The sequence below is a fragment of the Streptomyces sp. NPDC002403 genome, from assembly GCF_053593015.1.
In genome coordinates, this window is record NZ_JBSFBQ010000003.1 from 147,836 (window position 1) to 173,007 (window position 25,172).

The window sequence follows — 25,172 nt, forward strand, 5'->3', positions numbered from 1 at the left end:
GGCGGACGATCAGTAGCCTCTGGACAACACTGACCATGAACATGGCCGGATCGCCGTGGCGACTTGTTGGAGACATTGATGGAGCGTCCCGCCTGGGCACCGCGAGGCATAGACATTTCGGTGCCGAGCGTGTCCCGCATGTACGACTTCTATCTGGGCGGATCGCACAATTTCGAGGTGGACCGGGAAGCGGCGCGCAAGGCCATGGAGTTCATGCCTGGACTCCCCAAGATCATGCAGGCGAATCGCGCGTTTATGCGCCGAGCCGTGCGTTACGCGGTGGGTGAGGGCATCACCCAGTTTCTGGACATCGGCTCCGGAATACCGACCTTCGGCAATGTCCACGAAGTCGCCCAGGCGGCCGATCCCGAGGCCCGGGTGGCATACGTCGATCACGACCCGGTCGCGGTGGCGCACAGCCGCGCCGTACTCGACGGAAACGACCGGACGGTGGTCGCCGCCGCGGATCTGCGCCGCCCGCAGGAGATCCTGAAGAGTCCGGAGGTCTCCGGACTGATCGACCTGGACCGCCCGGTGGCGCTGCTGCTCGTCGCGGTGCTCCACTTCATCGAGGACTCCGACGACCCGCAGGCCGCGGTAGCCGGACTGCGCGAGGCCCTCGCCCCCGGCAGCCTCCTCGTCCTCACCCACGCCTCGTACGAGGGCATTCCGCTCACCCGGGAAGAGGCGGGCGGCACGGTCGAGGTCTACAAGAGCATCCGCAACCCCCTGGTCATGCGGTCCCGCGACGAGATCGCGAGCTTCTTCGAGGGGTACGAGATGGTCGAGCCCGGGCTCGTGTCGATGCCGCACTGGCGCCCGGACACCCCGGTGGTCGCGGAGCAGGAGGACCCATTCGCGTTCTCGGGCTTCGCGGGAGTGGGACGCAAGGCGTGAGCATTCCCGCCCAGTCGTCCGGTGCGCCGGACACGGAGCCCGACGGTCCCGAGGACCGGCTCCGGAGATTCGCCACGATCTGGAGCCGGGCCATCTTCCCTTCGACGGCCACCTCCTTGACGCGCACGGAGTTCGAACAGCATCTGCTGCCGCTGGCCCGCGGGCTCAGCGACATCCTGCACGCCTGGCCCTTCGACGCCGCGCCCGCGAGCGAGGTGGGTGCCGCTCTCGTCGCCGCGCACTGCACGGACCCGGACGCGCTGAGCAGCACGCTCGGCGTCGTCGACTCGTACCTGGTGCTCTACTGCGGAGGCAACGGCGCGACGCCGTTGTCGACGGAGGACAGCAGAGCCCGCTGCGCCCGGATCCAGCACGCCCTCGCGGGCGGCTTCACCCAGGCGCTGCGCGAACGCACTCTGTCCGAGCAGGAGGCCATCGCGCGCTCGGCGCTCACCGCCCGCTCCGACGCCGAACGGGCACTGCACGCGACCGAGGCACGTTTCCGCGCCGTGTTCAAGGACGCGGCCATCGGTATCGGCATCGCCGACCTGGACGGCAATGTGCTGGAGGTCAACGACACCCTCACCCGGATGTTCGGCGGACTCGACCACCATGTGCGCAGCCACAAGGTCAACGAATGGGTCCACCCGGAGGACTCGCCGCACGTCTGGAAGTACTACGACGAGCTGGTGCGCGGCGAACGAGAGCACTACCGGGTGGAGAAGCCGTACTACCGCAACGACGGCACCGTGCTGTGGACCAATCTGACGGTGTCCCTGCTGCGTGACGCCGAAGGCAGGCCGCAGTACCAGCTGGCGCTGATGGAGGACACCACCGAGCGCCGGCTGCTCAATCTGCGGCTGCGGTACGAGGCCACGCACGACGCGCTCACCGGTCTGCCCAACCGGACGCTGTTCTTCGAACGGCTGGAGAAGGCGCTGTCCGCCGACGACAGCAGCCGGTTCGGCCTGTGCTACCTCGACCTGGACGGCTTCAAGGCGATCAACGACAGCCTCGGCCACGCGTCCGGGGACCGGCTGCTGGTCGAGGTGGCCGACCGGCTGCAGAGCTGTGCGACCGCGCCCGGCGAGATGGTCGCCAGGCTCGGCGGCGACGAGTTCGTGGCCCTGACCACCGGCCCCGACACCGAGACGGAGGTCGCCGAACTCGCCTGCCGCATCCTCGGCGTGCTCGGCACCCCGATCCGCCTGGAAGGCCGCGAGCTGACCGTGCGCGGATCGATCGGGGTCGTCGAAGGACCGGCCCGCGAGCGCAACGCGGCCGAGGTGCTGCGCAGTGCCGACATCACGATGTACCGGGCCAAGTCGGCGGGCGGCAACCGCTTCGAGCTCGCCGACGAGGAGGCCGACGCCCGCGCCATCACGCGGCACGGGCTGACCACCGCGCTGCCCGCCGCCCTGGACCGCGGCGAGTTCTTCATCGAGTACCAGCCGCTCGTGCACCTCGACGACGGCACGGTGCACGGTGCGGAGGCGCTGGTGCGCTGGTGCCACCCGCAGCACGGGGTGCTCGGCCCGGACCGGTTCATCCCGCTCGCCGAGCACACCGGGCTGATCGTGCCGCTGGGCCGCTGGGTGCTGGAGGAGTCCGTACGCCAGGCCAACTTCTGGCAGGAGAGGCACACCGACGGCGGTCCGCTGCGGATCAACGTCAACCTCTCACCCACCCAGCTGCACCATCCCCGGCTGGTCGCCGAGACGGTCGACGTGCTGGAGCGCTCGGGGCTCGAACCCGGGGCGCTCTGCCTGGAGGTCACCGAGTCCGCGCTCATCGGCGCGGACGACGACCTGCTCAAGCCGCTGCGGCAACTGGCCGAGATGGGCGTGGACATAGCGCTCGACGACTTCGGCACCGGGTACTCGAATCTGGCGAATCTGCGCCGGCTGCCGGTGAGCGTCCTCAAGCTGGACCGTTCCTTCACGATGGGCATGCAGCAGCACCCGGCCGACCCGGTCGATCTGAAGATCGTCGAGGGGATCGTCTCGCTGGCGCACAGCCTGGACCTCGCGGTCACGGTGGAGGGCGTGGAGACCGGGGCCCAGGCGGAGCAGCTGCGCAAGCTGGGCTGCGACACGGCTCAGGGCTGGTACTACGCCAGGCCGGGCGCGCCCGACCGGATCCACTCGCTGCTGCTGGCCGACGCCGTGTGAGGGAGGCGGGCCCGGCCCGCCCCCCGCCGCCGGACGGTCCGGTTCAGGCCCGTCCGGCGGCGAGCAGCACCTTCTGCAGCTCGCGTGCGGCGCGCGGCGGGGCCACGTCGCTGCGGTGCGCGAGCGCGATCGTGCGCCGCAGGCCCGGCCGGGCCAGCGGTGTGGTCCGCAGGCCGTGTCCGGACCGGCCGGCGACCATGCTCGGCACCACCGCGATCCCGAGCCCCGCCCGGACGAAGCCGAGCACCGCGTCCATCTCCCCGCCCTCCACGGTGAACGAGGGTTCGAAGCCCTCCGCCCGGCAGGCGGCGACCGTCAGCTCCCGCAGGTCGTAGCCGTGCCGGAACATCACCAGGGGTTCGCCCTGGAGGTCGGCGATCCGTACGCTCCCGCCCCGGCCGGGCCGCGGTGCCTGCGCCGAGGACACCACGACCAGGTCCTCCTGGAGCAGCTCGACCGTTGTGAGCGCGGGGGACGCGGCGGGCAGCGGCAGCACGACCAGGGCGAGATCGAGTGCCCCGCGCGCGAGCTCCCGTACCAGGTCGAGCGAGCCGCCCTCCTCCAGCAGCAGCCGGATCCCCGGATGCCGGTCGTGGAAGGCGCGCAGCACCTCGGGGAGCAGGCCCGTGCAGAGGCTGGGCGTCGCGCCGAGCCTGACCCGGCCCCGGCGCAGCTGTGCCAGCTCCTGCACCTCGTGGCGTGCCGTGTCGGCGTCCGCGAGGATACGGCGGGCCAGCGGCAGCAGGGCCTCGCCCGCGTCGGTGAGCGTGATGTTGCCGCGCGCCCGGCTGAACAGCTCCGCCCCCAGCTCGCTCTCCAGCGCCCTGATCTGCTGGGAGAGCGAGGGCTGCGAGACATGTACCTCCTCGGCGGCGCGGGTGAAGTGACGGGTCTCGGCCACCGCCACGAAATACGTCAGCTGCTGGAACTGCATGAACCCACTCTAGCTAGCACGATAGCCTCAGCCTATGAACATGAGCCGCTCCATGTCTTGGACTGATGAGGTGGTTCGGTCCTAGCGTCGTGTCCATGGCATTGGCTACCCGGACGGACCGACGGCCGTCCATGACGCGTACGCTCTGGGACTCGTCCGTCGGCAAGAAGACGATCATGGCCGTGAGCGGCTTGATCATGCTGCTCTACTTGGTCGTCCATATGATCGGCAACCTGAAGATCTTCTTCGGGTCCGGAGAGTTCAACCATTACGCGCACTGGCTGCGGACCATGGGCGAGCCCTTCCTGCACTACGAGTGGGCGCTGTGGATCGTCCGCGTGGTGCTCGTCGCCGCCGTGGTGCTGCACGCCGTCTCCGCGTACCAGCTGAGCCGCCGCGACATCCGGGCGCGCCCCGCCAAGTACGTACACAAGAAGCCGCGCTCCGGCTATGCCACCCGCACCATGCGCTGGGGCGGGATCATCCTCGCCCTGTTCATCGTCTGGCACATCCTCGACCTGACGACGGGCACCGTGCACTCCGGCGGATTCCAGTCCGGGCACCCGTACCAGAACGTCATCGACACCTTCTCCACCTGGTACGGCAACGTCATCTACATCGTCGCCATGCTCGCCCTCGGACTCCATGTCCAGCACGGCTTCTGGAGCGCCGCCCAGACACTCGGCGCGGGCAGAGCGACCCGTGAACGTGTTCTCAAGACCATCGCCAACGTCCTCGCACTGGTGCTGACGGTGGGCTTCATCTCCGTACCCGTCGCCGTCATGACCGGAGTCGTGAGCTGACATGACCGACTACTCGCACTACGAGACCGGCGCGCCCGTCGTCGACACCAAGGCCCCCGAGGGCCCCGTCGCCGAACGCTGGGACACCCGCCGCTTCCAGGCGAAGCTGGTCAACCCGGCCAACCGCCGCAAGCACACCGTCATCGTCGTCGGCACCGGCCTCGCCGGCGGTTCGGCCGGCGCGACCCTCGCCGAACAGGGCTACCACGTGGTCCAGTTCTGCTTCCAGGACTCGCCCCGCCGCGCCCACTCGGTCGCCGCCCAGGGCGGCATCAACGCCGCGAAGAACTACCGCAACGACGGCGATTCGATCCACCGGCTCTTCTACGACACCGTCAAGGGCGGCGACTTCCGCGCCCGCGAGTCCAATGTCCACCGGCTCGCCCAGATCTCCGTGGAGATCATCGACCAGTGCGTCGCCCAGGGCGTCCCCTTCGCCCGGGAGTACGGCGGCCTCCTCGACAACCGTTCCTTCGGCGGCGTCCAGGTCTCCCGAACCTTCTACGCCCGGGGACAGACGGGCCAGCAGCTCCTGCTCGGCGCCTACCAGGCGCTGTCCCGGCAGATCGCCGCGGACAACGTCGAACTGCACGCCCGCACCGAGATGCTCGACCTGATCGTCGTCGACGGCAAGGCCCGCGGCATCGTCGCCCGCGACCTCGTCACCGGGAAGATCGACACCTACTTCGCGGACGCGGTCGTCCTGGCCAGTGGTGGCTACGGCAACGTCTTCTACCTGTCGACCAACGCCATGAACTCCAACGCCACCGCCGTCTGGCGTGCCCACCGACGCGGCGCCTACTTCGCCAACCCCTGCTTCACCCAGATCCACCCCACCTGCATCCCGCGCACCGGCGACCACCAGTCCAAGCTCACGCTGATGAGCGAGTCGCTGCGCAACGACGGACGGATCTGGGTCCCGAAGGCCAGGGGCGACGACCGCCCCGCCAACGAGATCCCCGAGGACGAGCGCGACTACTACCTGGAGCGCATCTACCCCGCCTTCGGCAACCTCGTCCCGAGGGACATCGCCTCCCGCGCGGCCAAGAACGTCTGCGACGAGGGCCGCGGCGTCGGCCCCGGCGGCCAGGGCGTCTACCTGGACTTCGCCGAGGCCATCCAGCGGATGGGCCGGGACAAGGTCGAGGAGAAGTACGGCAACCTCTTCGACATGTACGCGCGGATCACGGCGGAGAACCCGTACGAGACCCCGATGCGGATCTACCCCGCCGTGCACTACACGATGGGCGGACTCTGGGTCGACTACGACCTCCAGACCACCATCCCCGGCCTCTTCGCCATCGGCGAGGCCAACTTCTCCGACCACGGCGCCAACCGCCTCGGCGCGTCCGCGCTGATGCAGGGCCTCGCCGACGGCTACTTCGTCCTCCCGTCGACGATCAACGACTACCTGGCCCGCAATCCGCACCACGAGGAGATCGACGCCTCGCACCCCGTGGTCGAGGAGGTCGTCGCCGACACCGAGGACCGGCTGAACCTGCTGCTCTCCGTGGACGGCGACCGCACCCCCGACTCCTTCCACCGTGAGATCGGTGAGCTCATGTGGGAGTACTGCGGCATGGCCCGCACCGAGGACGGGCTGCGCACGGCGCTCGAACGCATCCCGCGGATCCGCGAGGAGTTCTGGCGCCGCATCAAGGTCCCCGGTACCGGCGACGAGTTCAACCAGTCGCTGGAGAAGGCCAACCGCATCGTCGACTACCTGGAGCTCGCCGAGATCATGTGCCTCGACGCACTGCACCGCGCCGAGTCCTGCGGAGGTCACTTCCGCGAGGAGTCACAGACCCCGGACGGCGAAGCCGCCCGCCGGGACGAGGAATTCTCCTACGCCGCCGCCTGGGAGTTCTCCGGCACCGGCCGGGCCCCCGTCCTGCACAAGGAAGACCTCGTCTTCGAGTACGTCCACCCCACTCAGCGGAGCTACGCATGAAGCTCACCCTGCGCGTCTGGCGCCAGAAGAACGCCGACGCACCCGGCGCCATGTCCACCTACGAAGTGGACGGCATCTCGCAGGACATGTCGTTCCTCGAAATGCTCGACACCCTCAACGAGGAACTCATCCTCGCCGGCGACGACCCCGTCGCCTTCGACCACGACTGCCGTGAGGGCATCTGCGGTGCCTGCAGCCTCGTCATCAACGGCGATGCCCACGGCCCCGAGCGCACCACCACCTGCCAGCTCCACATGCGGTCCTTCGAGGACGGCGACACCATCGACATCGAACCGTGGCGCGCCTCGGCCTTCCCGGTCGTCAAGGACCTGGTCGTGGACCGCTCGGCCTTCGACCGGATCATCCAGGCGGGCGGCTACATCTCCGCGCCGACCGGCACCGCCCCCGAGGCGCACGCCACCCCGGTGCCCAAGCCGGACGCCGACTTCGCCTTCGAGCACGCCGAGTGCATCGGCTGCGGCGCCTGCGTGGCGGCCTGCCCCAACGGCTCGGCGATGCTCTTCACCTCGGCGAAGGTCAACCACCTCAACGTCCTGCCGCAGGGCGCCCCGGAGCGCGAGACCCGGGTACTCGACATGGTCGGCCAGATGGACAGCGAGGGCTTCGGCGGCTGCACCCTCACCGGGGAGTGCGCCACCGCCTGCCCCAAGGGCATCCCGCTGCCGTCGATCTCGGCCATGAACAAGGAGTGGCTGCGGGCCACCCGCAAGGTGCGCCGCTGAGCGAAGCGCGGGTTCCCGGCCCCGGAGGCCGCCCACCTCCGGGACCGGGAAGCCTCATCCGCTCCGGCGGATCAGGAGGTCACGGAGATGTCGTCGCCGTAGACCGTGCCCTGCCCGTACCAGCCGTGCAGATAGACGGTGACCTTGCCGGACGAACCGGTGGTGAACGTCACCGACTGCTTCGCGTAGCCGCTCGACGAACCCCAGACACTCGCGGTCGCGTCGCCGCGCACCCCGAGGTATCCGTAGCTGCCCTGCACCCAGCCGCTCAGCGTGTACTTGGTGCCGGGGGACAGGGTGAGGGTCTGCGCGCACTCACCGGTCTGCGACGCGGTGGCCGCCGCGGCGAGCGCGTGCGAACCGCCGTGCACCGGCGAGGAGACGACCGCGCCACCGGACTCGCACGTCCAGGGGCCGAGCGCTCCGGTCTCGAAGTCGCCGTTGACCAGGGCCCCGGTGCCGCCACCCGGGCCCGACACCGTCAGCGTGAAGGACGCCGTGTGGCTGAGCGTGCCCGCCGCGCCGGTCACGGAGACCGTGTACGTGCCGGGCGCCGCGGAGGCCGACGCCTGGACCGTCAGCTTCGACGTCCCGCCCGCGGTGACCGAGGTCGGGCTGAGTGTCGCCGTCACGCCCGCGGGCGCCCCGCTCGTCGTCAGCGCGATGGTCTTCGCGTTGCCGGAGACGACCGCGGTGTTCACCGTCGCCGTCGTGGAGCCGCCGGGGGCGACCGTCGCCGAGGCGGGCGCGACGGCCACCGAGTAGTCGTCCGTCACCGGACCGGTGCCGCCGCCCGTGAACGGGGCGAAGGTGTGGCTGAAGTACCAGGTGTCCTGTGCGATGCCGGAGCAGGTGTCGCTCCCGCCGGTGCCGGGGCAGCCGCCGTTGTCACGCTGGAGCGCCCAGAACGACAGGGTGCTGAGCCCCTTGGCCACGGCCCAGTTGTAGACCGAGGTGGCATCGGCCGTGGTGAACGTCTCGGCCGGGCCGTAGTCGTCGATGCCCGGCATCTCGATGACGCCGGTCATGCCCCACAGCTGGGCGTCGGTCTTCGACGGGTACAGATCGGCCAGCTGGCCCTTGAGACCCGTGATCGCCGTCTGGGTGTCCTGCGCCATGTTGTGCGAGGCGCCGTCGTAGTAGTCGAAGGTCATCAGGTTCACGACGTCGACCTTGGCACCGTTGGACACCGCGTTCTCCAGCACCGCGAGACCGCTGTCGGCCAGACCGCTCGTGGTGGTGGGAAGGGTGTACGAGATCTGCACCGAGCGCCCGTTGGCGGCCGCCCAGTCCTGGACCTTCTTGATCGCCTTGTTGCGGCGGTCGATCCCGGCGCTGTTCTCCAGGGAGTTGTCCTCGATGTCCATGTCGAGGCGGGACACGTCGTAGGTCGTGATGACCTTCTCGTAGGCCGCCGCGATGGAGTCGACGTTCGTACAGCTGTCGGCGATCTCGGTGCCGCCGTTGTCGGCCGTGTATCCGCCGAACGAGGGGATCACGTCGCCGCCGCGGGACCGCATGGTGGTGAAGTCGGCGCCGAACTCGGACTGGGCGATGGGTGTGCCCGAATCGCCGTTCCAGTAGGGGGTGCAGGAACCTCGGGCCTCCGTCTGGATGAAGGCCATGGTCAGGTACTTGGCGCCGGATGCCTGTGAGAGCGCGGCCGGGCTGTCGCCGTTCCACGCCTCGAAGTACGGGGCGAAGACGTGCGCGGGCAGGGGAGTGGCGGCGGTGGTGGCGGCCTGTGCGCCGGCGCCCGATCCGAGGATCAGACCGGCGGACGCGACGACGGTGGCCAAGGCGCTCAGGACGGCGCCGGCTGTTCTTGGACGTCTCATGGGGCAGCTCCCAGCGGGGTGAGACAACGGGCGGATCGCTCGGCTCGGCCGCGCCCGGGGAGGGGTGCGGCCCGTTCCTGTGATTCCCGGCCGGGGTCACGTGCCGCACGGCAAGGAGAGGCCGTGAGGCATGCCCATAATTGGTCTGGACCAAGTAACTGTCAATGTTCTTTACTGTTTCATTCCCCATTGCTTGCCCGGGTCGGCAACTCGCTCGGCCAATAGGCGAGTTGACGGTGACGGGGCAGTCAGTCGAGACGGAGTGCGGTCCGGAGGTACGGAGCGGTCCGGCTCCCCGGGACCCGGGCCACCTCGACGGGCGGTCCCGCCGCCACGATCCGGCCGCCCCGGTCACCGCCGCCGGGGCCGAGGTCGATCACCCAGTCGGCACCCGCCACCACCGCCATGTCGTGCTCCACGACCACCACCGTGTCGCCCGCCTCGACGAGCCCCTGCAACTGCCGCATCAGCACGTCGACATCGGCGGGGTGCAGCCCCGTCGTCGGCTCGTCCAGCAGATACAGGGTGCGGCCCCGGCGGGTGCGCTGGAGTTCGGCGGCGAGCTTGATCCGCTGGGCCTCACCGCCCGACAGCTCCGTCGCGGGCTGCCCGAGCCGCAGATAGCCGAGCCCCACGTCGAGCAGCGTCCGCAGACTGCGCTCGGCGGCCGGCGTACCCGCGAAGAACCCGGCCGCCGACTCCACCGTCAGATCCAGCACCTGCGCGATGTCCAGCCCGCGCAGCGTGACCTCCAGCGTCCGCGGGTTGTACCGCGCGCCGTGACAGTCCGGACAGGGCGCGTACGTACTGGGCAGGAAGAGCAGCTCCACCGAGACGAACCCCTCGCCCTGGCAGGTCTCGCACCGCCCGCCCGCCACGTTGAACGAGAACCGCCCGGCCCGGTAGCCGCGCTCCCGGGCCGTGTCCGTACCGGCGAACAGCTTCCGCACCACATCGAACAACCCGGTGTACGTGGCCAGATTGGACCGGGGGGTACGGCCGATCGGCCGCTGGTCGACCTGGACGAGGCGGTCCACCGCCTCCAGCCCCCGCGCCGACGCGCACCAGGGCGCGGGGTGTTCCGCGGACGGGTCCGCGGCGGCGGAGGCCTGCCGGTCGGCGAGCACACCGGCCAGGACCTGCCCGACGAGCGTCGACTTCCCCGATCCCGAGACCCCGGTCACGGCCGTGAACACCCCGAGCGGGAACGCGGCGTCCACGCCGCGCACGTTGTGCCGGTCGATCCCGTCCAGCCTCAGCCATCCCGACGGTGTACGCACCTCCCGGACCGGCGCCGGCCCGTCGTCGAAGAGGAAACGCCGGGTGGCCGACTCCGCCACCTCCGCGAGCCCCGCCGGGGGACCGCTGTGCAGCACCCGGCCGCCGTGCTCACCGGCCAGCGGCCCCACATCGACCAGCCAGTCCGCCCGGCGCACCACGTCCATCTGGTGCTCCACGACGAAGACCGAGTTCCCGGCCTCCTTCAGCCGGCCCAGCACCCCCAGCAGCGACTCGGTGTCCGCCGGGTGGAGACCGGCCGACGGCTCGTCCAGCACATAGACGACACCGAAGAGTCCCGAGCGCAACTGGGTGGCGAGCCGCAGTCGTTGCAGCTCGCCGGAGGAGAGCGTCGGGGCCGTGCGGTCGAGGCTGAGGTAGCCGAGGCCGAGCTCGGTGACCGTCTCGATCCGGCCCAGCAGATCCGCCGTCAGCACCCGCGCCGTGTCGCTGCCGCCCGCCGTGCTCAGCAGCTCGGCGAGCGAGGTCAGCGGCAGCGCGGCCAGCTCCGCGATCGTATGCCCGGCGAAGGTGACGGCCAGTGCCTCCGGACGCAGCCGGCTGCCGTCGCAGACCGGACACGGGGCACTGGTCAGGAACCGCTCGGCCTTCGCCCGCAGGGTGCGGCTCCTGGAGTCCGCGAAGGTGTGCATCACATAGCGGCGGGCACTGGTGTACGTGCCCTGGTAGGGCCGCTGGATGCGCCCCGCCTCCCGCACCGGATGGACCGTCACCACCGGCTGCTCGTCGGTGAACAGGATCCACTCCCGTTCCTCGGCACCCAGTTCGCGCCACGGCCGGTCGATGTCGTACCCCAGCGCGTCCAGCACATCGCGCAGGTTCTTGCCCTGCCAGGCCCCCGGCCAGGCGGCGATCGCACCGTCCCGGATCGACAGCGAGGGGTCGGGAACCAGCAGCTCCTCGGTGGTGCGGTGGACGAGGCCGAGCCCATGGCACCGAGGGCACGCCCCGGCGGCGGTGTTCGGCGAGAAGGCGTCGGAGTCCAGCCGTTCGGCACCGGCGGGATACTCCCCGGCCCGGGAGAACAGCATCCGCAGGAAGTTGGAGAGCGTGGTGACCGTGCCGACGGACGAACGGGCGCCGGGCGCCGAACGGCGCTGCTCCAGGGAGACGGCGGGCGGCAGACCGGTGACCTCGCCGACCGCGGGCGCGCCGACCTGATGGATCAGCCGGCGGGCGTACGGGGCGACGGACTCGAAGTAGCGGCGCTGGGCCTCGGCGTAGATCGTCCCGAAGGCGAGGGAGGACTTCCCGGAACCGGAGACACCGGTGAAGACGGTGAGGGTGTCGCGCGGGATGTCGACCGAGACGTCCTGGAGATTGTGCTCACGGGCGCCGCGCACCCGGACGTACGGATCGTGGGGGGTGGACATGTGCGCAGGTCTCCGTACGGATCGGGGCAGGGCAGGCGGCCCGGTACAAACACTCCGATTCTAGGCATGGGGGCGATGGATACGGCCCGGCCCGCAACGGCCGGAGGCCGGCCCCGTCGGGCCGGCCCCGCGGGTCCGTGCGGTGCGAATGTCCCCAGGGCCTCTCGTCTGGATCATGCCGGGCTCGCGATCCGGCCTGATCCGAACGAAAGACCCTAGCGGGAGGGGCGCAGGGCGCGCTTGATGGGCCGTCCCACGACGCTGCGGGCGCGCTGGTACGTGGAGCGCTGGGCGGGCAGCGAGGCGCTCTTCAGTAGTTTCCGCTTGAGCTGGTCGTTCTCGGTGGCGAGTTCGGTCAGCCGGCTCTGGAGCCAGTTCAGCCGCGGTGCCACAGTGGCGGGGTCGGAGCCGACCCAGGGGCGGACGCCCGGCGGGAAGGACAGCTTGCTCATCCGGGTCTCGAAGGCCGTGCCGCCGTCGCCGTGGGTGAAGGTGTTCTCCAGGCCGTTCTTGTCGAGGAAGTTCATGAACCGGTCGAAGCGCTCCTGGTGACCGCGCATCAGCGGCCCGAAGTCCGCCGAGGCGTGCAGGTCGGCGGGGTCCAGGTCGGCCGGCACCTTGGCGAGCGTCCGGTGCGGGATGTCGAAGTAGCGGCACAGCTCCAGCGTCCGGGAGTCGCCGCAGAGCACGGTGGCCGGCGTTCCGGCCAGCAGTGCCGCGATGTTGCCGTGGATCCGGGAACCGAAGGAGAAATCGAAGCCCCGCAGGTCGTCCATCCAGGTGACCGGGTCGATGTAGACCCGGACCTTGTCCTCCCCGTACATGGGGTGGTCGGGATGGGTGGGTATGTTGGTGATTGCGGCGTTCTGGTGGGACAGATCGCGCCAGTGCAGCTGACGGGCGTCGGAGAGGTTCTGGCCGATGAACCGGAGGTGGGGGTAGCGCGCGTGGGTACGGTCGATGATCTGCCCGAGCTTGTGCTTGCGCACCGCGTCGTGCGATCCGTTGACGGCGATGCGTGATTGCGGCCCGAGCGCCCGGCCGTCCTCCCGGACGACGAGCTTGCTGCCGTGGAGGAACATCGAGGGGCAGCCGATGACGTCCACGTCACGGAAGCCCATGTCCCGCAGATACCGCTCGGTGAACTCCCCGCGCACGCCGATCGAGGCGCTGTGGTCGAGCACGGCGGAGACGAAATCGTAGACCGTGGACTGCATCGGCTTCAGCCGGTCCGCGGAGTAGTTGATGCCGGTCTGGGCGCCCACGCCCGGGACGACCACCGGGATCTTCAGCTTCGAGATGAGCTGGGTCAGCCGCTTCAGCTGCGGTTCGAAGGACGGCCGGAAGGCGTTGGCGAGCGGGATGACGAAGACGTCGAACTCGCTGTTGATGCGGTCCGCGTCGGCGACCCTGGTGGTGATGCCGTTCGACACCACCTCCGAACGTGGCGTCTCAAGGATCTTGTGAGCGGCGTCGCTGAAGATCAGGTTGCCCGAGTTGGTGGCGAACACGTCCTCATGGAGGGCGCGCTCGACAGGGACGACGTCGTAGGGGCTCTTCCCTGAACGCAGGAGTATTCGCTTCACATCATTAACGTTGGATGCCACAAACCTGAATATAGCTTTACGAACGCTTTTGCTTCCACGTGCATCCTGTACAACCTTTTGCGATCTTGGCGGAACGTGAGCGGCGGATGACCCATCCGTGCACGGGCAGGCGCGCGCGTGGTGTCTGACGGACACCCGGTGCGGCCCGCACGGGCTCCTCGTACGCCCTCTTGAACGCCGGACGGCCCCGCCCGTACGCTGCGTCGGGCGCGCGGGCACGCCTACCGGGGAGGTGGAAGCGCGGTCATGGCCGACGCACTGTCCGAGGACGAGATCCTCGAAGCGATCGCCCGGCACATCGGCCGCCCGGGACAGGGGCCCCGGTTGCGGCGGGCCGGCGCCGACATCACCCGGCACCCGATGCTGGATCTGAGCATCGTCCGCTCCGTGGAGACCCGCAGCACACGGTCGGAGACCAGGCCCGGCACGTACGACACCTCGGGGCGGCCGACGTACGAGGGCGAGCTGCGCGACCATCCCGTCGAGCCGCCGAAGGATCCGGCCCGGTCGCGGGAGGTGGAGCTGGTGCTCCACGGCTCGGCGCGGACGGTGGACTGCGGCTGCGACGGAGGCCGGCAGCCCTGTTCGCGCTGCCGGGCCAAGGGGAAACTGCGCTGCGACATCGGTCCGTTGTGTCCGGCCTGCGAGGGTGTGGAGCCGTGCACCTGGTGCGACGGTACGGGTGAGCGCCGCAAGGACCGTGCGGCCGCCGGGCCGGAGCGGGAGAAGCAGCTCGCCGGGCGGACCACCTGTGTGAAATGCCGCAAGCCCCGTACCGCCTGTCCGCGGTGCCGAGGGCGGGGCACGGAGAAGTGCCCGCAGTGCGACGACACCGGCTTCCGGGACTGCCCGGTCTGCGAGGGCGAGCGGTCGACGAAGCACGCGCCGTGCGACGGCACGGGACTGATCACCCGGTGGACGGCCGGCTCGGTCGGACACGCCCCGCAGCGGAGCACGGCGAAACTCCCCGACCCGGCGCCGCCGCTGCGGGTCCGCCAGCAGACCGGACGCACCGGAGCGTGGGAACGGGTCACGCTGACCTCGGCAGGCGATCCGCTCCCCGACGCCCTGGACCCCGCCCACGTGAAAGCGGTCGAATCGGCACTCGCGCCCCGGCCCGACGAGGTGGCCAGGCGTGTCGAGATCGGGTGGCTGCACCTGGTCTCGGTCGCGGTCCCGGACGATCCCGACCATGTCTTCTACGTCTTCCCGGGAAACGACGGCCCCGAGGTTCTCCCGGTCTGGTCCAGGCGCCGGTCCCTGCGGGTCGCCGCCGTGGTGGCCGGGGTGGTCGTGCTGGTGCTGCTGGTGGCCGCGCTGGTCTGATTTGCTGGAGGTATGAGAGGCGACCACCGGCCCCTGGCCGTATTCGACTTGGACGGCACGCTAGCGGACAGCGGTCACCGGCAGCACTTCCTGGAGGGCCGTCGGCGCGACTGGAACGGCTTCTTCTCGGCGGCCGTCGACGACCCACCGCTCCCCGAAGGGGTACGGCTGGTGCTGAGCAGCGCCGAGAGCTGCGAGGTCAGATATCTCACCGGACGGCCCGAGCGGTGCCGCCGGGACACCGTGGCCTGGCTGGCGCAACACGGACTGCCCGAGGGGCGGGTGTACATGCGCCGCGACGACGACCGCAGGCCGGCCCGGCACACCAAGCTGGAGATCCTGCGGCGGCTGGGCCGGGATCGTGAGGTGCGGATGCTGGTCGACGACGACGAACTCGTCTGCGACGCGGCGGAGCAGGCGGGCTTCGCCGTGGTGCGGGCCCGCTGGGCGAAGCCGTCGGACGCGCTCAAGGACGCGCAGGAGCGCGAGGGCCGCACCTGAACCCTGCCGGGTGTGCCGGGCGGGAACGTGGCCTCGGCCCGGTCGCGCCCGGGCGGCCGGATCAGCTCGTCTCGTCGAGCCGGAAGCCCACTTTCAGTCCCACCTGGTAGTGCTCGACCCGGCCGTCCTTGATCTCGCCGCGTACCTGCGTGATCTCGAACCAATCGAGATTGTGCAACGTTTCCGAAGCCCTTGCGATGCCCCTGCGGATGGCGTCGTCGACGCCCTCGTGGGAGGTTCCCACGATTTCGGTGACCCGATAGGTGTGGTTTGACATCTTATGTCTCCTCTCGTCCCTACCACGGTGCCCCACCCGGCCCGAGTCCGCGAGGGGTCGACGTGCAGAATGTCCCGTGAACGGGCCTTGACCAATTCATTGGTCCATACCAAAATCCAGCCACGCCCGTGCGAGCGTTGCCCGCAGTCCCCCACACCGGGTCCCTGAATTCAGTCGTGCCGTTTCGCAGAAGGTGAACCTGGTGAAGAACCGCATACTCGTCGGAGCCGTCGCGCTCGTTTCCACCTTTGCGCTGGGTGGATGCGGGCTGGGCTCCGGCTCGGAGGCATCCGGCAGCAAGAAGGTCACGATCTGGCTGATGAAGGACAGTGTCTCCGCAGATTTCCTGAAGCGGTTCACAAAGGCTTATGAGGACGAGCATCCGTCCGTCAAGCTCGAGTTCAAGTTCCAGAGCTGGAGCGGAATCGGCCCGAAGGTCATCGGCGCCCTCAAGGGCAAGGACACCCCGGATGTCATCGAGGTCGGAAACACTCAGGTCGCCCAGTACGCGGAGAGCGGTGGCCTGCGCGATCTCACCCTGGAGTCCGTGCGTGATCTCGGCAGCGAGGAGTGGCTGCCCGGTCTCGCCGACCCGGGCAGCATCGACGGGATGCAGTACGGAATTCCCTGGTACGCGGCCAACCGTGTGGTGATCTACAACAAGGAGCTCTTCGAGCAGGCGGGCATAAAGAACCCGCCGAAGACCCGGGACGAGTGGATCCAGGACAGCCAACTGCTGAACCGGGACGGCAATCAGGGAATCTACCTCGCGGGCCAGAACTGGTATGTCCTCGCCGGATTCATCTGGGACGAGGGCGGCGAACTTGCCGAGGAGAAGGGCGGGGAGTGGGAAGGCGCCCTGGACAGCCCCGCCGCGATCCGGGGCATGAGCTTCTACAAGGAACTCCAAGGGCTCGGCGACGGCCCCAAGAACGCCGACGAGGAAAAGCCCCCGCAGGCCGACGTGTTCGCCGAGGGCAATGTCGCACAGATCATTTCGGTGCCCGGCACCGTCGCGCAGATCGAGAAGCAGAATCCCGAACTCAAGGGAAAACTCGGCTACTTCCCCATCCCGGGCAAGACCGCGAAGGAGCCCGGAGCCGTCTTCACCGGCGGATCCGACCTGATCGTTCCTGACAAGGCGGACCAGCGCGCCGAGGGCATCGAGGTGATCAAGGCGCTGGCGGGCCGCAAGTGGCAGGAGGAGCTCGCCAGGAGCATGAGCTACGTGCCCAACAAGCCGGGTCTCGCAAGCGTCGTCGTCGGCCAGGAGGGCACCGCGGCGATGGCCCGTGGCGCCGCCCAGGGCCGCGCGACCCCCAACTCGCCGCAGTGGGCGGACGTCGAGGCCGACAACCCGATCAAGCCGTACATGACGGCGGTGCTCGAAGGCGGCGACCCGCTGCGGGAGGCGAAGACCGCCTCGGAGAAGATCACCTCCAAGCTGGCCGGGGGCTGACCCGCGCGATCCACCGGCAGGTGGCCGGGCGGGGGCCGTTGTCGGCCACCCTCGGGATTCAGCCTTCGCACATGTCGGGGCTCCCGAGCGGTCATGTCGAATAAAGCCGGTCACGGAAGAAGTTAAGGGGCCGGGCCTTCGCACCCAGTGCGGTGGCCCGGCGGCCGCCCTTGCCGATCCGTCCCCGGAGATTGTCATGAACGCGCTGCCCATCACCCCGCTCCCCGTCGCCCCCGCCGTTCCCGCGCAGCCCGTCGCCCCCGTCCCACCGCGCTACCGGGTGTCCCTCGCCGCCGACCAGGACGAGGTCCGCGCCGCCCAGCGGCTGCGTCATCTGGTCTTCGCCGGTGAGCTCGGTGCCCGGCTGGAAGGGCCCGAACCCGGCCTGGACAGCGACGAGTTCGATGCCTACTGCGACCACCTGCTGGTACGGGAGGAGTCCACCGGCGATGTCGTCGCCACCTACCGCGTGCTGCCGCCGGACCGGGCGCGGATCGCCGGGCGCCTCTACGCGGAGAGCGAGTTCGACCTCGGGCGGCTCGGCCCGATCCGTGACGACCTGGTCGAGGTCGGACGTTCCTGCGTCCACCCGGCCCACCGCGACGGCGCCGTCATAGCGCTGATCTGGGCCGGTCTCGCCCGTTACATGGAACGCACCGGGCACAACTGGCTGGCCGGCTGCTGCTCGATCCCCCTCGCCGACGGCGGCGCCGCGGCGGCCGGCGCGTGGGAGACCGTACGGACCAAGCACCTGGCTCCCGAGGACCACTGGGTCACCCCGCACCGCCTCTGGCAGCCCACCGGGGGAGGGGCTCCCGTACCCACCGGGCTCGCCACGCTCCCTCCGCTGCTCCGCGGCTATCTGCGCCTCGGCGCCTGGGTGTGCGGGGCGCCCGCCCACGACCCCGACTTCAACGTCGCCGACCTGTACGTACTGCTGTCGCTGCGCCGCACCGACCCCCGCTACCTGCGCCACTTCCTCGCCCTCGCCCCGCTGCGATGAACCCCTGGCTGCCCACCGCCCCCTGCACCCCGCGCGACTGCGCCGGGCACGAGGGGCGGGTGCGGGGCCGCCCGGCCGCCGTGGCCCTGCTGCTCGCCGGATGCGCCTGCATCCTGGCCGGCGCGCTGGGCGCCCCGTTCGCGGCGATGCTCGGCGCGCCCCGGCGGGAACGGCTGATCCGGCGCTGGGCGTACGGCGTCGTGCGCGCCTTCGGGGTGCGGGTGCGGATCGTCGGCACACCCGCGGTGCCCGACGGAACGACCGGGGCAGCGGGCGCGCTCGTGGTCGCGAACCACATCTCCTGGCTGGACATCCCGCTCGTCGCGGCCGTGTTCCCCGGCCGGATGCTGGCCAAGAGCGAGATCCGCGACTGGCCGCTGCTCGGCCCGCTCGCCGCACGGGGCGGCACGCTCTTCGTCGAACGCGACCGCCTGCGCGCGCTGCCGGCGACCGTGCGCACCATCGGGGCGGCGCTGCGCGGCGGTTCACACGTGGTCGTCTTCCCGGAAGGAACCACCTGGTGCGGGCGCGGCCCCGGTGGCCGGTTCGGGCCCGCGGTCTTCCAGGCGGCCATGGACGCGGACGCCACGGTCCTGCCGGTGCGCATCAGCTACCGCGTCGCACCGGCGGAAGACACCGCACCGGCGGAACACGAGGCCCCGGCCGGTGCGGCCGCGTTCGTCGGCGACGATCCGCTCATCGCCTCGCTGTGGCGGGTGGTGACGGCGGCCGGCCTGACCGCCGAGATCCGCGTCCTGCCGCCGATCCCGGCGCGCGGCCCGGCCGACCGCCGCGCCCTGGCCCGCCGCGCTCAGACCGCCGTCGCCAACGAGAGCGCGAACCGGCCGCCGGAATCCGTCCACCACTGATCCAGCCGCAGACCGGCCGAGTCGAGTTCCGCCCGGACCCCCTCCTGGCGGAACTTGGCCGACACCTCCGTACGCAACTCCTCACCGGCCTCGAAGGACACCACCAGGTCCAGGTCCGGGATCTTCACGGCGTGCGCCCGACGGGCCCGCAGCCGCATCTCGATCCATTCGTGCTCCGGGTCCCACACCGCCACATGGTCGAAACCGGCCGGGTCGAAGTCCGCGCCCAGCTCCCGGTTCACGACCCGCAGTACGTTCCTGTTGAACTCCGCGGTCACCCCGGCCGCGTCGTCGTACGCGGCGACCAGCACCTTCTCCTCCTTGACCAGATCGGTGCCGAGCAGCAGCGCGTCGCCCGGGGAGAGCAGCGACCGTACGGACTTCAGGAACATCGCCCGCTCGTCGGGCAGCAGATTGCCGATCGTGCCGCCCAGGAACGCGATCAGTCGGGGCCCCGGCGTTCCCGGCAGCGCGAGTCCGCCGGTGAAATCGGCGATCAGCGCGTGCACGGAAAGTTCGGGCCGCTGAGCGAGAAGGGCCTCGGCGGCACCGCGCAGCGCGCTCTCGCTCACGTCGACCGGTACATAACTGTGCAGTGCGGGCAGCGCGTCCAGCAGGTGCCGGGTCTTCTCGGACGATCCGGACCCCAGCTCGATCAGGGTCCGCGCCCCGGACACCCGGGCGATCTCGTCGGCGCGGTCGATCAGGATCTCGCGCTCGGCGCGGGTCGGATAGTACTCGGGCAGGCGGGTGATCTCCTCGAACAGCTCACTGCCGTGCGCGTCGTAGAACCACTTGGGCGGCAGTGTCTTCGGGTACCGGGTCAGACCGTGCAGGACATCGGCGCGCAGCGCCGCGTCCGTGGCGTCCTCCGGCAGGGTACGGGTCAGCAGAAAGGGACTCACTCGGCGGGCTCCTTGAGCGGGGTCAGCAGAACGTCGGTGCGGGTCGCCGTCACCAGGGTGCGGTCGGGGACCGCGCGCCAGCGCGGATCGTCGTCGTACGGTTCCGAGGCCACGACCGTGCGCAGGCCCGGCTCGGCGAGATACGACAGGGTGTCGCCCCAGGCCGTCGCGACGATCGTCGTACCGTCGGTCAGCAGCAGATTCAGCCGGGACTCCGGCGCCGCGGCCGCCACGTCGAGCACGGTGTCGGCGACGGCCTGCGGCAGTGCGTCGCCGTCGGCCAGGCGGTGCCGGACGAGGGCCCAGAGCAGGGCCGAGTCGCTGCGCGCGGTGAGGGCAAGCAGCTCGGCCGGCGGCAGCGCCGAGGCGAGCGGGGCCACGGAATGCGGCCAGCCCCTCACCGCACCGTTGTGGCTGAACAGCAGCGGCCCGGCGGCGAACGGCGCGGCCGCCGCCTCACCGTCGGCGCCCGCCTCGGTGGCGTCACGGACGGCGGCGAGCAGTGCCGTGCTGCGCACCACCCTGGCCAGGTCGGCGAAGGTCTCGTCGCCCCAGACCGGGCCCCGGCGCCGGTAACGTCCGGGCACCGGATCGCCGTCCGCGTACCAGCCGACGCCGAAGCCGTCCGCGTTGACCGTCCCGTACCGCTGGTGTCTGGGCGCCCAGGACTGGCGCACCAGCGAGTACGGCGGCCGCGTCAGCAGTTCGCCGAGCGGCACCGGCGGCCCCAGGTAGGCGAGGTGACGGCACATCAGGCATCCCTCGCGGTGCGGAAACCGGAGAAGATCTGGCGCCGTACCGGCAGGTCCCAGTTGCGGAACGTCCCCCGGCACGCCACCGGGTCCACGGCGAACGAACCACCGCGCAGCACCTTGTGGGCCGGCCCGAAGAACACCTCGGAGTACTCGCGGTACGGGAACGCCGAGAAGCCGGGATAGGGAAGGAAGTCGCTCGACGTCCACTCCCACACGTCACCGATCAACTGTCGTGCGCCGTAAGGGGACCGGCCCTGAGCATAGGCCCCCGCGGGCGCGGGCCGCAGATGACGCTGGCCCAGGTTGGCCAGCTCGGGCGCCGGGTCCTCGTCGCCCCAGGGATGGCGCCGGGAACGTCCCGACACCGGGTCGTGGCGCGCCGCCTTCTCCCACTCCGCCTCGGTGGGCAGCCGGCGCCCGGCCCAGCGGGCGAAAGCGTCCGCCTCGTACCAGCTGACGTGGAGCACCGGCTCGTCGGCGGGCACCACCTCGGTGACCCCGAAGCGACGGCGCAGCCACTGTCCGTCGTCCCGGTGCCAGAACAGCGGAGCGGTCAGTTCGTGCTCACGGACCATCGCCCATCCCGCCGGTGCCCACCAGCGCTGCTCGGTGTAGCCGCCGTCCTCGATGAACTCCTGGTACGCGCCGCAGGTGACCGGGGTCGTGTCGATGAGGAACGCCGGTACGTCACGCACATGCGCCGGGCGTTCGTTGTCCAGGGCCCACGGCTCGGTGGACGTCCCCATGGTGAACGGGCCGCCCGGGACCAGGACCTCCGCGGGCAGGTCCGCCGCGTCGGTGGCGGCGGGCGGCAGGGGCGCGGCCAGCACGGCCGGCCCCGACCGGAGCTGATGGGTGATCAGCATCGTTTCGTCGTGCTGCTGTTCGTGCTGGGCGATCATGCCGAAGGCGAATCCGGCCCGCACCAGCGGACGGCCGCCGTCGAGCGCGGTGCCGTCGAGCACGTCCAACGCCCGGCCGCGTACCTCCGAGGCGTACGCGCGTGCCTCGGCCGGTGCCAGCAGCGGCAGCGAGGGGCGGGTCGCCCGGGGATGCTCGAAGGCGTCGTACAGTCCGTCGATCTCCGGGCGCATCGCCTCCCGCCCGGCCACCCCGCGCAGCAGCCACAGCTCCTCCTGGTTGCCGATGTGCGCGAGGTCCCAGACCAGTGGGGACATCAACGGCGAGTGCTGGGCGGTCAGTTCGTGGTCGTCCACGCTGTCGGTGAGCAGTGCGGTGCGTTCGCGGGCGGTGAGCAGCGCGGCGAGGGCGCGCTGCCGGAGCGCCTCGGCGTCCGCGCCCTGGGGCGCGGATCCGCAGGGAGTGGGGGAGTGGGTCATGAGCGGTGCCCCTCTCAGTGGTGGCCCGGACCGCCGGGCACAACCGGTGCCAGCAGTTCGGGAAGATCGTCGGCCGGACATCGGCCCCGGGCCACGAAGCGGTCGTTGAAGCCGGCCACGGCATCCTGCACGGCCGTCGAGGCCCCCATCCGGGGCAGCGCCTCCAGCGCGGCCCGGAAGCAGGTGGCCGCGGCCGCCCGCAGCTCGGGGTCGGCCAGCCCGTCGCGGGCGGCGCCGACCCAGAGCGGATTGCGTGGCGCCGGCTGGGCCCCGGCCGTCTCGGCCAGGGGCTTCACGGTGCGGTACACGGTCTCGGCGGCCTCCGGGTCGTCGAACAGGGCGGTGGTGACGGCGAGCGGCACCAGCCACCCGTCCGCACCGTGCTGTGCGTCGATCATGCGCAGCTCCAGATGACCGCGCGGGCGCACGGGCGGGAACAGCGTGCTGATGTGGTAGTCGAGATCGGCCCGCACCGGTGGTCTGGGCGCGCCGGTGCGGATCCAGTCGCGGAACGTCAGTCCCCGCGGCACGGTCCATGGGCCCGTGTCGTCCCGGATGCACAGCACCGGGGTGTCCAGCACATGAGCGGTCCAGGCCTCGCGCGGCGGCAGAGCGCCGGACGGTGCCAGGGGCCGCCACGGGTCGAGGTCGGCCCAGAGCGACTGCCGGGTGGAGCGCCACGGTGTCGGACGGCCGAGCCGCAGGGGCGAGTTCGCGAACGCCGCCACCAGGACCGCGCCCAGCAGATGGCACAGCTGCCAGCGCCGCCCGTACCCGAGCGGACCGGGCTCCTCCTCTCCGGCGTCCAGACAGACCTGGACGGACGCGGTGGTGCACATCATGGCGCGGCCGGCCGGGCCCGACCGGTCGAACGAGGCCTCCATGGCGTCGTATCGGGGCTCGCGCAGCAGCCGGCGCGGCGCGTGCCACGGGTCGACTCCGATACCGACGGGCGCGAGCCCCACCCGGTGCAGGGCGTCACGTACCGCGGTGAGATCTGCGGCGGTGGTTTCGGCACACGCCATGAGGGAGTCGGCGGGGCGCGAGCTGAGCTCCAGCTGGCCGCCGGGTTCGAAGGTGAGCGCCGCGCTCAGGGGCAGGGCCCGCAGGATGCCGGCGGCCGCTTCGAGACGGTGGTGCGGGACGGGAACGCGGGGATGATCCCGGTCGTGGATGAGCCATTCGAGTTCGACGCCGACCTTGCGGGGCGGTCCCGTCTTGAAACAGATGCAGCGCAGTAAATCCTCGGCCTCGCCCTCGCCCAGGGGCGGGTACTGGCCGGGCGGACCGTGGCCGCCGGGTGTGTCGTACGACATGCCGGGCCTCCTTCTCCGGGTGCCTTCCCACCACCCAAACCCCTGCGGATGGATCGCACAAGGGCGCCCCTCCGCGACGGAAATCCGGTTGCGTCCATGCCGCCGGAGCGCCGAGCATCCCCCGTATGCACCACACGGGGGAGTACCGATGAGCGCACGACTGCGCGGCATCGCGCGTGAGACCGAGGCCGTCGTCGAGGCCGGCCGCTACCGTACGGATGACGGACGCGAGGTGAGCATCGAGCGTGCGCTGACCACCGCACTCTCGGGGACCAGGCTGTACGGCCCGGAGCCGGTGCCGGTCGCGGTGCTCGACTCCGACCGCACACCGGTGGTCGAGGTCACGGGCGAGAGCAGCCTGCAGGCGGCGCGCCGGATGACCGGCGAGGACCCCGGCAAGGTAGCCGTGCTGAACTACGCATCCGCCCGCAATCCCGGCGGCGGCTACCTCAACGGCGCACAGGCCCAGGAAGAGGCCCTGTGCCGGGGCTCCGCCCTCTACGCCACGCTGCTGCGCGCCCCCGGCTACTACGCCCATCACCGCGCGGAACGCAGCGCCTTCTACACCGACCGGGTGATTCACTCGCCGGGCGTACCGGTGTTCCGCGACGACCGGGGGCGGCTGCTCGACACCCCGTACACCGTGGGCTTCCTGACCTCCCCGGCGCCCAACGCCGGGGTCATCCGCGACCGCGCCCCCGAGGAGGCCCAGCGTATCCCCGCAGCGCTCGCCTCCCGGGCGGAGCGGGTGCTGGAGGTCGCCGCGGTGCGCGGCTACCGCAGGCTGGTGCTGGGCGCCTGGGGCTGCGGGGTGTTCCGCAACGATCCGGCGCAGGTGGCCGGTGCGTTCCGGGCGCTGCTCCTGGACGGCGGCAGGTTCGCCGGCCACTTCGAGCAGATCGTCTTCGGCATACTCGACCGCAGCCCCGAATCCGCCACCCGGTCCGCCTTCGACCGGACGTTCGGCTGAACGAGTTCGTCAGCGCGATGCGTGTGCGGCGCGAGCGGCCTGCGATGGGTACAGCTGCCGTTGTCGCCTCATCGGGCCGGTCCCGCGACGTCTGCCTCGACATGAGGGACGGCAAGGACGCCGCGACGGTGCGGCGCCAGGAGAAATCGCGGTTCGAGGGCGGGACCGTGCCGAGCCTCACGGACGACCGGGACGCCGACATCGTGGCCGCCGTGGGGTCGTCGTTCTGCGGCCGACCGCCGCCGACGCGGCCGTCGCAGCGGTCCCCGTGCAAGGCCGCCGCGCACGGCCCCGGCCTCTACTGCCAGCCGTAGCGCTCCCGCAGCCGGCCGGCGACCAGGTCGAACCGGTCCCGGTCCAGCGCACACGCCTCACGCCGCATCCCGTCCTCGTGCACCCGCAGGACCCGGTCCAGGTCGACCCACGACTGCCGGCCGGAGCTGTCCCAGGGGCCGGCCCCGAGCGCCACCCACTCGCGGTCCCGGTCGTGCTGCTTGCTGGAGAGCTGTACGGCGAGCAGCGTGCCCGCCGCCTCACGGGCCACCACCAGGACCGGACGGTCCTTGCCGCGCCCGTCGTTCTCCTCGAACGGCACGAACGTCCAGACGATCTCGCCGGGGTCGGGGTCGCCGTCCCGGTCGGGGGCGTACGAGGTGCGGACCGGTCCCACGTCACGCGGGTCGGCCTCGGTGGTGGCGGCCGGGCCGCTGCGGCCCGGGAAGTCCGTCGAGCTGTCGATGCTGTCGTCACGGTGCTGGATGGTCATCCCCACACCGTAGGACCTGGGCGGCCGACTTCATGGAGCGGGTCCGGTGCGCGCCGTGGACCGAGGAGC

Annotated in this window: 22 protein-coding genes; 12 read left to right on the forward strand and 10 right to left on the reverse strand. The window is 70.9% G+C overall.

Features of this window, described 5'->3' with window-relative positions:
- Nucleotides 1-78 precede the first annotated feature (78 nt).
- Nucleotides 79-897 (forward strand): SAM-dependent methyltransferase, encoded by an 819-nt coding sequence (locus ACWCPY_RS05295; RefSeq protein WP_451262966.1) that lies wholly within the window; start codon nucleotides 79-81, stop codon nucleotides 895-897.
- Nucleotides 894-3,068, forward strand: coding sequence for a putative bifunctional diguanylate cyclase/phosphodiesterase (locus tag ACWCPY_RS05300; protein ID WP_451262968.1), 2,175 nt, complete (start codon nucleotides 894-896; stop codon nucleotides 3,066-3,068). Before ACWCPY_RS05295 ends, ACWCPY_RS05300 begins: the two co-directional genes overlap by 4 nt.
- Nucleotides 3,069-3,111: 43 nt before the next feature.
- Here the strand turns inward: ACWCPY_RS05300 and ACWCPY_RS05305 are convergent, their stop codons facing one another.
- A complete protein-coding gene (locus ACWCPY_RS05305; protein WP_403774699.1) occupies nucleotides 3,112-4,002 on the reverse strand; it encodes a LysR family transcriptional regulator in 891 nt (296 codons plus the stop codon).
- Nucleotides 4,003-4,097: 95 nt separating this feature from the next.
- Here ACWCPY_RS05305 and ACWCPY_RS05310 point away from each other — a divergent pair, with 95 nt between their 5' ends.
- The 3 genes from ACWCPY_RS05310 to ACWCPY_RS05320 are packed head-to-tail and all read left to right on the forward strand — an operon-like array spanning nucleotide 4,098 to nucleotide 7,499.
- Nucleotides 4,098-4,805, forward strand: a complete 708-nt coding sequence (locus tag ACWCPY_RS05310; RefSeq protein WP_451262969.1) for a succinate dehydrogenase — start codon at nucleotides 4,098-4,100, stop codon at nucleotides 4,803-4,805.
- A gap of 1 nt (nucleotide 4,806) precedes the next feature.
- Nucleotides 4,807-6,756, forward strand: a complete 1,950-nt coding sequence (locus ACWCPY_RS05315; RefSeq protein WP_451262970.1) for a fumarate reductase/succinate dehydrogenase flavoprotein subunit — start codon at nucleotides 4,807-4,809, stop codon at nucleotides 6,754-6,756.
- On the forward strand, nucleotides 6,753-7,499 hold the full coding sequence (locus ACWCPY_RS05320; RefSeq protein ID WP_365470425.1) for a succinate dehydrogenase/fumarate reductase iron-sulfur subunit: 747 nt from the start codon (nucleotides 6,753-6,755) through the stop codon (nucleotides 7,497-7,499). The genes ACWCPY_RS05315 and ACWCPY_RS05320 overlap by 4 nt, the downstream gene beginning before the upstream one ends.
- A 71-nt stretch (nucleotides 7,500-7,570) precedes the next feature.
- On the opposite strand, the gene ACWCPY_RS05325 is transcribed toward ACWCPY_RS05320, so the two are convergent.
- The 3 genes from ACWCPY_RS05325 to ACWCPY_RS05335 form a co-directional block, all read right to left on the reverse strand.
- Nucleotides 7,571-9,337 (reverse strand): glycosyl hydrolase family 18 protein, encoded by a 1,767-nt coding sequence (locus ACWCPY_RS05325; protein WP_451262973.1) that lies wholly within the window; start codon nucleotides 9,335-9,337, stop codon nucleotides 7,571-7,573.
- A 248-nt stretch (nucleotides 9,338-9,585) separates the two neighbouring features.
- Entirely contained in the window at nucleotides 9,586-12,009 is a 2,424-nt protein-coding gene (locus tag ACWCPY_RS05330) for an ABC transporter (protein ID WP_451262974.1), read from the reverse strand.
- Between the two features lie 215 nt (nucleotides 12,010-12,224).
- Nucleotides 12,225-13,595: a polysaccharide pyruvyl transferase family protein gene (locus tag ACWCPY_RS05335; protein ID WP_451262975.1), complete on the reverse strand. Its 1,371-nt coding sequence runs from the start codon at nucleotides 13,593-13,595 to the stop codon at nucleotides 12,225-12,227.
- 267 nt (nucleotides 13,596-13,862) lie between these two features.
- On the opposite strand from ACWCPY_RS05335, the gene ACWCPY_RS05340 reads away from it, so the two are divergent.
- Both ACWCPY_RS05340 and ACWCPY_RS05345 read left to right on the forward strand, forming a co-directional pair.
- A complete protein-coding gene (locus ACWCPY_RS05340; protein WP_451262977.1) occupies nucleotides 13,863-14,942 on the forward strand; it encodes a hypothetical protein in 1,080 nt (359 codons plus the stop codon).
- Between the two features lie 12 nt (nucleotides 14,943-14,954).
- The gene (locus ACWCPY_RS05345; protein WP_451262978.1) at nucleotides 14,955-15,443 is read left to right on the forward strand and encodes a phosphatase domain-containing protein; all 489 of its coding nucleotides are present in this window, start codon (nucleotides 14,955-14,957) and stop codon (nucleotides 15,441-15,443) included.
- A 61-nt stretch (nucleotides 15,444-15,504) separates the two neighbouring features.
- Here ACWCPY_RS05345 and ACWCPY_RS05350 read toward each other — a convergent pair whose 3' ends face one another.
- Complete coding sequence (locus tag ACWCPY_RS05350) at nucleotides 15,505-15,720, reverse strand: dodecin (protein WP_072488929.1); 216 nt, start codon at nucleotides 15,718-15,720, stop codon at nucleotides 15,505-15,507.
- Between the two features lie 202 nt (nucleotides 15,721-15,922).
- On the opposite strand from ACWCPY_RS05350, the gene ACWCPY_RS05355 reads away from it, so the two are divergent.
- From ACWCPY_RS05355 to ACWCPY_RS05365, 3 genes are all read left to right on the forward strand, one after another.
- Nucleotides 15,923-17,179: an extracellular solute-binding protein gene (locus ACWCPY_RS05355; protein WP_451262980.1), complete on the forward strand. Its 1,257-nt coding sequence runs from the start codon at nucleotides 15,923-15,925 to the stop codon at nucleotides 17,177-17,179.
- Nucleotides 17,180-17,375: 196 nt separating this feature from the next.
- Nucleotides 17,376-18,182, forward strand: coding sequence for a GNAT family N-acetyltransferase (locus ACWCPY_RS05360; protein ID WP_451262982.1), 807 nt, complete (start codon nucleotides 17,376-17,378; stop codon nucleotides 18,180-18,182).
- Nucleotides 18,179-19,051 carry a lysophospholipid acyltransferase family protein gene (locus ACWCPY_RS05365; RefSeq protein ID WP_451262983.1) on the forward strand — a complete coding sequence of 291 codons (873 nt, stop codon included), beginning with the start codon at nucleotides 18,179-18,181 and terminating at the stop codon, nucleotides 19,049-19,051. Before ACWCPY_RS05360 ends, ACWCPY_RS05365 begins: the two co-directional genes overlap by 4 nt.
- On the opposite strand, the gene egtD is transcribed toward ACWCPY_RS05365, so the two are convergent.
- Genes egtD through egtA form a run of 4 tightly spaced genes read right to left on the reverse strand, consistent with a single transcriptional unit; the run spans nucleotide 18,994 to nucleotide 23,367 of the window.
- On the reverse strand, nucleotides 18,994-19,956 hold the full coding sequence (gene egtD / locus ACWCPY_RS05370; protein WP_451262984.1) for an L-histidine N(alpha)-methyltransferase: 963 nt from the start codon (nucleotides 19,954-19,956) through the stop codon (nucleotides 18,994-18,996). The two genes, ACWCPY_RS05365 and egtD, sit on opposite strands and share 58 nt — an antisense overlap.
- Nucleotides 19,953-20,708, reverse strand: a complete 756-nt coding sequence (egtC, locus tag ACWCPY_RS05375) for an ergothioneine biosynthesis protein EgtC (protein WP_451262985.1) — start codon at nucleotides 20,706-20,708, stop codon at nucleotides 19,953-19,955. The genes egtD and egtC overlap by 4 nt, the downstream gene beginning before the upstream one ends.
- Nucleotides 20,708-22,051, reverse strand: a complete 1,344-nt coding sequence (gene egtB / locus ACWCPY_RS05380) for an ergothioneine biosynthesis protein EgtB (protein WP_451262986.1) — start codon at nucleotides 22,049-22,051, stop codon at nucleotides 20,708-20,710. The genes egtC and egtB overlap by 1 nt, the downstream gene beginning before the upstream one ends.
- Before the next feature lie 14 nt (nucleotides 22,052-22,065).
- Nucleotides 22,066-23,367, reverse strand: a complete 1,302-nt coding sequence (egtA, locus tag ACWCPY_RS05385) for an ergothioneine biosynthesis glutamate--cysteine ligase EgtA (protein WP_451262987.1) — start codon at nucleotides 23,365-23,367, stop codon at nucleotides 22,066-22,068.
- Between the two features lie 148 nt (nucleotides 23,368-23,515).
- Here egtA and ACWCPY_RS05390 point away from each other — a divergent pair, with 148 nt between their 5' ends.
- The gene (locus ACWCPY_RS05390) at nucleotides 23,516-24,337 is read left to right on the forward strand and encodes a TIGR02452 family protein (RefSeq protein ID WP_451262988.1); all 822 of its coding nucleotides are present in this window, start codon (nucleotides 23,516-23,518) and stop codon (nucleotides 24,335-24,337) included.
- Nucleotides 24,338-24,381: 44 nt separating this feature from the next.
- Nucleotides 24,382-24,651 carry a hypothetical protein gene (locus ACWCPY_RS05395; RefSeq protein WP_451262989.1) on the forward strand — a complete coding sequence of 90 codons (270 nt, stop codon included), beginning with the start codon at nucleotides 24,382-24,384 and terminating at the stop codon, nucleotides 24,649-24,651.
- Here the strand turns inward: ACWCPY_RS05395 and ACWCPY_RS05400 are convergent.
- On the reverse strand, nucleotides 24,636-25,103 hold the full coding sequence (locus tag ACWCPY_RS05400; RefSeq protein WP_451262990.1) for a type II toxin-antitoxin system PemK/MazF family toxin: 468 nt from the start codon (nucleotides 25,101-25,103) through the stop codon (nucleotides 24,636-24,638). The genes ACWCPY_RS05395 and ACWCPY_RS05400 overlap by 16 nt on opposite strands.
- Nucleotides 25,104-25,172: the final 69 nt, after the last annotated feature.

Bases quoted from the DNA above. Each gene is read 5' to 3' on its own strand.
- ACWCPY_RS05330 (WP_451262974.1), bottom strand. From the start codon at position 12,009: ATGTCCACCCCCCACGATCCGTACGTCCGGGTGCGCGGCGCCCGTGAG.
- ACWCPY_RS05345 (WP_451262978.1), top strand. From the start codon at position 14,955: ATGAGAGGCGACCACCGGCCCCTGGCCGTATTCGACTTGGACGGCACG.
- egtB (WP_451262986.1), bottom strand. From the start codon at position 22,051: ATGACCCACTCCCCCACTCCCTGCGGATCCGCGCCCCAGGGCGCGGAC.
- ACWCPY_RS05400 (WP_451262990.1), bottom strand. From the start codon at position 25,103: ATGACCATCCAGCACCGTGACGACAGCATCGACAGCTCGACGGACTTC.
- ACWCPY_RS05365 (WP_451262983.1), top strand. From the start codon at position 18,179: ATGAACCCCTGGCTGCCCACCGCCCCCTGCACCCCGCGCGACTGCGCC.
- egtC (WP_451262985.1), bottom strand. From the start codon at position 20,708: ATGTGCCGTCACCTCGCCTACCTGGGGCCGCCGGTGCCGCTCGGCGAA.
- ACWCPY_RS05395 (WP_451262989.1), top strand. From the start codon at position 24,382: ATGGGTACAGCTGCCGTTGTCGCCTCATCGGGCCGGTCCCGCGACGTC.
- ACWCPY_RS05295 (WP_451262966.1), top strand. From the start codon at position 79: ATGGAGCGTCCCGCCTGGGCACCGCGAGGCATAGACATTTCGGTGCCG.
- ACWCPY_RS05310 (WP_451262969.1), top strand. From the start codon at position 4,098: ATGGCATTGGCTACCCGGACGGACCGACGGCCGTCCATGACGCGTACG.
- ACWCPY_RS05350 (WP_072488929.1), bottom strand. From the start codon at position 15,720: ATGTCAAACCACACCTATCGGGTCACCGAAATCGTGGGAACCTCCCAC.
- ACWCPY_RS05325 (WP_451262973.1), bottom strand. From the start codon at position 9,337: ATGAGACGTCCAAGAACAGCCGGCGCCGTCCTGAGCGCCTTGGCCACC.
- ACWCPY_RS05390 (WP_451262988.1), top strand. From the start codon at position 23,516: ATGAGCGCACGACTGCGCGGCATCGCGCGTGAGACCGAGGCCGTCGTC.
- ACWCPY_RS05315 (WP_451262970.1), top strand. From the start codon at position 4,807: ATGACCGACTACTCGCACTACGAGACCGGCGCGCCCGTCGTCGACACC.
- egtA (WP_451262987.1), bottom strand. From the start codon at position 23,367: ATGTCGTACGACACACCCGGCGGCCACGGTCCGCCCGGCCAGTACCCG.
- ACWCPY_RS05320 (WP_365470425.1), top strand. From the start codon at position 6,753: ATGAAGCTCACCCTGCGCGTCTGGCGCCAGAAGAACGCCGACGCACCC.
- ACWCPY_RS05360 (WP_451262982.1), top strand. From the start codon at position 17,376: ATGAACGCGCTGCCCATCACCCCGCTCCCCGTCGCCCCCGCCGTTCCC.
- ACWCPY_RS05305 (WP_403774699.1), bottom strand. From the start codon at position 4,002: ATGCAGTTCCAGCAGCTGACGTATTTCGTGGCGGTGGCCGAGACCCGT.
- ACWCPY_RS05340 (WP_451262977.1), top strand. From the start codon at position 13,863: ATGGCCGACGCACTGTCCGAGGACGAGATCCTCGAAGCGATCGCCCGG.